The 6549-nt window shown below is 38.3% G+C and carries 4 protein-coding genes; all 4 read left to right on the forward strand.

The window, feature by feature from the left end:
- Positions 1-1118 (forward strand): tyrosine-type recombinase/integrase (locus tag IEY42_RS21320; RefSeq protein WP_188927205.1); only part of this gene is annotated, 1118 nt, incomplete at its 5' end.
- Positions 1119-1960: 842 nt separating this feature from the next.
- Entirely contained in the window at positions 1961-4321 is a 2361-nt protein-coding gene (locus IEY42_RS21325; RefSeq protein WP_188927206.1) for an ankyrin repeat domain-containing protein, read from the forward strand.
- A gap of 318 nt (positions 4322-4639) precedes the next feature.
- Positions 4640-5350 carry a hypothetical protein gene (locus IEY42_RS21330; RefSeq protein ID WP_188927207.1) on the forward strand — a complete coding sequence of 237 codons (711 nt, stop codon included), beginning with the start codon at positions 4640-4642 and terminating at the stop codon, positions 5348-5350.
- Between the two features lies 1 nt (position 5351).
- Positions 5352-5885: a hypothetical protein gene (locus IEY42_RS21335; RefSeq protein ID WP_188927208.1), complete on the forward strand. Its 534-nt coding sequence runs from the start codon at positions 5352-5354 to the stop codon at positions 5883-5885.
- Positions 5886-6549: the final 664 nt, after the last annotated feature.

Here is a 6549-nt window from a genome sequence, read left to right on the forward strand (position 1 = left end):
ACGTTGATGAGGTCATTAATCATCTCAGAGCTCAGTTTGATGCAGCTGATCCTGATATTACGTTCAACATCACGCCGAAACCTCATTTCATCCCAATCAGAGACACTAAATTGTCTCAGCATCGTGAAACCACAGCTGTTGCGCAAGCAAAGCCTGTTATTGGGTTAAACGAAGCATTAAGCACATTTATTATCTCAAAACAAAAATCAGCCATCAGGCCTCTGTCTATCAAGCAGCTTGAGCAGCGTACTCGGCATTTTATTGATACCGTATCATCAAAATCCATTCTTAAAACCAAGCTTAAAACTGATGATAAATGTGTGCACGATATCACCAGTGCTGATGCGATGACCTATCGCGATGAGTTGCTGACTCAAGGCCGAAGCTACAAAAGCAATAAAGAGTACTTAGCTGCCGTATTCCAGTTCTTTAAGTGGTGCCAGTTAATGAATTACTGCACCAGCAACCCCTTTGAAAGCGTTACTGTCGGACAAAAACCAAAAGCTAAACCAAATCAAGCTAGAGACCGCTGGACGCACATTGAACTTAAACGACTACTTCGCAGCTCATCATTCAAGGCTTCAACAACCGATTTCAAATGGGTCACCCGATTAATGCTTTATGGTGGTTTAAGGCCCTCAGAAGCCTGCCAACTCAAACCTGGAGATATCAAACTAATCGATGGCATACACTGCATTAGCGTTGATGACAGTGGCGCTGTACAACGATTAAAGAACCTCAACGCCAAACGTTATGTGCCCATTCACAAATACTTACTTGAACTAGGCTTTATTGCGTTTGTTGAGCAAAGAAAATCAACACATACCCAGCTGTTTGATTATAAACCCGTTGGCATCATTGAAGATTGGTCAAAAACTTACTGCAAACAGCTCGCTAAGCTTCAAACCGAAATAGGTATGCAAGCAAATAAGCGTCCAACCGCCTACGGCCTAAGACACACGTTTATCGATGAAATGAAGCAACTGGATATCAGTGAGCACATCGTGGCGCAAATCGTCGGTCACGCTAATCCCAACATCACTTTCAGTCGTTACGGCAAAGATATAAACGTTGCAGCATTATTTAAGGATATTGAGAGAATTGACTATCAAATTTGATGATCGGGTGTGGTTAATAAATAAACTTTAAACCTAAATTAACAATCTGTCTCGATTGGCAGCACTGCTGCCACAGATGACACTTACGCTGTCAGTAGCGACATTAAACATGTCAGTGGTCGTTTTAGAAAGCAAATGGATGAGGCGAAATAGTCAAAATATCGATTTGATAAATTGAGGTTTGAACAACATGTACGATTGAAGCTTATCGGTGTTGAAACTAACATATCGTAGTTGGTGTAAAACCCGCATGGTCATTTGTTTTTTTACGACGTGATAATGTTTAGACTTAGCCTAAACAAACCTAAACCTCGCACTCGGTGAGTGCGAAAAAGTACAGCTTCACAGTCATCGACTGCGAAGCAAAAAGCAGCCCACAATTATGTGGGACTACAACGTAACCCGGTACGCAACTATCCCACTTTTTGTGCCAAAAAGGTCGGATAGTTGCTACGGGCAAGGGGAGTACCCCTTAACCCCAACAGCCACATGCTGCGCATGTGAAGAAATCAACAGCGTGAAAGATAAATCTGCATGAACACTTTATGTGTCATGAACTGATTTTTTGGGAAACTAATGAATGAAAATGATTAGGATAATCATGGGAAATTATATTTTAGGCTTTGTATTGTTCTGCTTCTGAGTTCAGGTGGTTGTGCACAGTTAGGCTAGAAGATACGCCTTACAGATTAGCTGTGGGTGTCACGATTAATTTTCTAGCGAAAACTCAAAGTCTAGGTCAATGCACATGCTATCTACATGAAAATAAATGTTGTTTTTACCGTTTGTCATCTTTAGGATGACGCCCTATTGATTATAATGAAATATTATGGATGATATTAATGTTACGTTGCTTATTAACCCTCTGTTTAATTGTTTTTTCTTGTCACTCTTTATCTTCTGAGAAAACGCCCTTTGTAAAAGTAACCTCTGCTTGGAATAAGCCGAGTTTAATCACAGATAATGACCCTGCATGTCAATCCTTGTTGGAAGATGCACAATCAAAATTCTACTCAGAAATCGAATGGGGCGCAGCTTATGGCGTTAGAGGGCATGGCTACGCAAATACGGGAGAAATACTAGATTGGACAATATTAGGAGGATACTCTTTAACCAGCCTGCATGCTTACGGTAAAGAATTCTATCTCTATGATTATTTGCATAATGGTTGCAGTGGAGCATGTGAGAGGCAGCAATCGCTAGTGTCTACTTCATCATTCACTGAGTTAACCGCTAAGCAAATTGCAGCACTAGCCAAAAACGCACCACCCGCAATGAGTTATGGTTATACATACGCACAGTCAGACACTAATATCCCATATATGTTTGTTTTAGGACATTATGACGCTGATATAGGCCAGTTATTTGTTTATCGTCTTAGCCCAAGCGCTACATGGACACCCGCTTGCGAAATAAACTTAACAGCAACAGAAGTGCCTTTCAATAAAGAGCATAGTTATTTCAGCGCGATGAAAAGCTTTGATGATTTGTATCAATCTACTCTAGCGTTAAGTCAAGGCAGCGGTGGTTCTTGTGGACGAATGAATACTCGTTGGCGTTGGGGTAATGCCATTAAACATCAACTCAGTTTAACGTTAACTCGACCTTGGGCAATGGGGGGCGAAGGTAGGGAAAGTAAGAATAGTCACGGTAATTATTCTAAAATGATAACCGATTTAGAAAGGTGGTCATTAACCGGTGTCGCTGAGCAAAAAGCATTTAATGGCTATAAACATCAGTTAGGTCTCTCGATAAAATCGCTTTCGCAATTTTATCAACAAGCGAATCATTGGCATAAACAACAATCCGATGAAATGGCTCAGCTTGCATTAACATCAGCAATTAGTGCAGGTTTTGGGTTCTATATGTATAACCCTGAATTTTCCGCAGGTGAGTTAAACCTAAGAAATGCAATCATTAGCAAACAATCATTAGATACCATAAAAAAAATTGAATTTATTGCTAGTGATATAGACAGCATCGCAAAAACTTACTATTCACAAGAGGCACAAGAAAGTATTTTAAACTTAGCGATTGACCAACCTGAAGTACTAGAATATCTATTGCAACAGGGTGTTAGTCCCAATCACAGTAATGCATTTGGTAAAACACCTTTGATGTACACGGCTCAATATAATTTATTAGAGTCCGCCAAGTTGCTTATTCAATACGGGGCTAATACAGTCGCCAATACCACAATACCTGATGATACGTGTTATTACGCGTTAAACACCTTCAAGATGACTGCTCTTCATTATGCTGCAAGGTATGCCTCCCCTGATTTTATTAAGTTATTAATAGACAATGGCGCCGCAACTTATATGAAAGCTGAGAGCCGCTCCCCAATGACTGAAGAAACACCATTAGATTGGTTCTATCGTTATACCGATAAAGCATCAGCTGAGATAAATAGTCATATTCCTCAAGAAAGTAAGTTAACTGTACAGCAGTGGCTTACGCCTCCAAGTTCACAACAATTAGATAAAGTTGAAAAAGATCAAATAAAATCGGCTATAGCAGCTTATCAACAGGGTAAAGTGCAAGATGCTTATGAGTATTTAATCAAGGCATTGAGCATTAACCCTAAAAATGAGAAAGCACTCAGTGACATGTCATTAATTGCGTTGAAAAATAACCAATTCGGTCATTCATTATCAGCCAGTAACTGGTTAATTGATCATAGTGAAAATAGTAAAACGGTGGCTAATGCATGGTTTAATCAAGGGCTAGTCTGTGAGCAGCATCAAGTAAAAATGCTTAATACTGATATCAGGCATAATATTCTGTATGACGGTCAATATTATTGTGCTGAACCAGCGATTTACTCATATATCAATGCTTGGATGTTGACTAAAAGTACCGCAAGAAAAAATAAGATTATAAGCCAATTCGATGATGGATTAATGCAGACTTGTAGTGTTGTTCTGGCAGATAACAACCATTTTAGATTTTACTTCCAAAATAGAACAATACTGATACTGCGCGCTAAAAATAATAACACATCTCCAGATGTGTTATTCCAAAATATAACTTTCAATTACAATAGAATAGACAATAAGTCATTGGATAAGAATACTTCGATAGAGACGATTAATACATACGACTTAGATGATTATGTTATTGAAGAAGTTAACTCACCATTTGGTTTTTTTAATGCTAAATACAATGGTCAATTGCAGTGTCAGACTGTAAGCGCAGTTTGATGGAGATTTGATATTGTTTAGGGGTTAGGTTGAAGTCATTCCATAGTATCGTTGCGGTTTTTGAATTACTATTTTTTAAGAACTGAGCCTATTTTATGGGCTCCGCATTATAAAAATAGGTGGCTTTCTTGTGGTTCTGGCGCTTAAGTCATAAACCCCAATCAAATTACAATTCTTCTTGCGCTTAATTGATATCAAGATTTTCTGCTGTGCTGAATTTCTTAGATGACCATAAATCACTCATTTAACGATAATATTTTAGCCATAACGATAAAAACTGATGAGTTAATCACATAGATCGTAACCCTCGCCAAAGCCATGAAAACGAGTTATGTTATTTGTTCAAGAAATGGGGGGTATCGTTTTTATCCTGGAAACCAAATTCATGGAGTTGAAAACACCAAAGGTGCATGGTCGACTGGTGAACAAATGTTAGCTCACGGTGCCGCCGGAGGGGTGATGAGTAGCCTACAAGGTGGTAAGTTTGGGCATGGATTTATCAGTGCAGGTCTAATGAAAGGCCTAGGAAAAAATGAAACTTCAGCTACATTAGGGCGAACAATGATCCAAGCCATTGCAGGTGGAACTATTTCAAGGTTGACAGGTGGGAAGTTTAGTAATGGCGAAGTAAATGCTGCGATTCAATACCTCGTTAATGAAACATCTAAAACTTTGAAAGAAAGGTATAATGAAAATATTAAAAAAGCGGTAAATTTTGTTAATAATGCCCTTGCGAAGGGACTTGTGCAACCACCAACGGATAAAATGTATCAAGTTAAGTCTGTTACTTATTCTGAGGAGCTTTATTCTGATGAAGGTAAGTCCGCTCATGGGCTATTTATACCTATTCCTGTTCGAGGTTGGGATCCTCTAAGTGCAAAAATTCAAATCTCTGCACTTGGAGCAGAAACTATTGAAAGTGCAATAGTTACCTACGGACATGAATTGGGGCATTTTGATTATAATAGAAGTGAAGCCAGTGCTGAAGTTTACGGTAAGCAATTTTTAAAACTTTATCAAGGTAATTAATATGGTGATCTTTAGTAAACTTATGATTGTTGTAGCCTTGACTTTTATGTTGTCTATTTCAATTTGCTATGGTCGAAATGGTGACGTACGATATATATATATTGGATCCATTGATGGAGACAAAAAATTTACCATTCAAATGGAAAATGAAAATCGAGGGAGTGTATATAGCGGGCGAGACATTAAATCTGATGCCTTCTTTTGCAACTATTTCAGTAAATTTAACTGTATTATTTCTTACGATATAGTTTTTGCAGTGCCTAAAGATATTGATGAAAGTACTATACAGTGGGAGTTCAATAACAAATTATATGAAGTTGTTGCGAAAAATAAAAAGTTGAAAATATTAGGGAAGAACTTTTCTGAACTGTATGTTATAAAAGGTCCTAAGAATACATTTGTAGACTATGTTGCTTACCCCAGTGTGCAGATGAAGTATATTTATTCAAAAAATGATGGATTGTTAGGATTTGGGTATTATAAAAATGATCATTTTTTTTGGTCTGTTAGCGAAAAAGGATTTGGTGCTAAATAAACAGAACTAAAACATGGCCATATAGGACGCTCCGGTGAGTCAAGATAATACTCTGCTCACCCAAGGCTTTTTGGCCTTAGTTTTCTGTACAACATTCTCACTCTTATCGTTGCTTTTAATACGCCTCATCTACTGCTAGAAGCGGTTGTACTGCCCTGATGTTTATAATGAAGCGGGCTTTACAGCCAAGCTGCACCCCCCACATGAAATCAGTTCATAATTATTGACTTTTTTCAACTTCAGGAATAAAGTCAATCTTAGTTAGCAATTGCAGAATTTGAAAGTGTAAAACTCTGCAAGCAAATGAATTTAAACGACTATTTTAACTATTTAATTCGAGAGTCTGGGTTCAAATCCCTATCCCTCCGCCACATTCTAAAGTGAAAAAGCCATTGATAATCAATGGCTTTTTTGCTTTCTAGCATTTGAAAAATCATATTCTCAGACCCAAAACGGATGACTGAGACATATGTACCTATTCAGAGCCACAAATTGCACCTATTACACCCGCATGGTATTGCCTGCTAATCTGCGTGATAAAGGCTTCGCTGCCGACATCAAAGTATCTTTGCTCACTAAACAGCGCTCAATCGCGATAGGCTGACCTGGTCAACTGAATTCGGTCACCCTAGTTAAGTTCGTTAAGCGACTTCTTTTATCTGCT

Source organism: Shewanella algicola (assembly GCF_014648035.1).
Classification (GTDB): Bacteria; Pseudomonadota; Gammaproteobacteria; order Enterobacterales; family Shewanellaceae; genus Shewanella; species Shewanella algicola.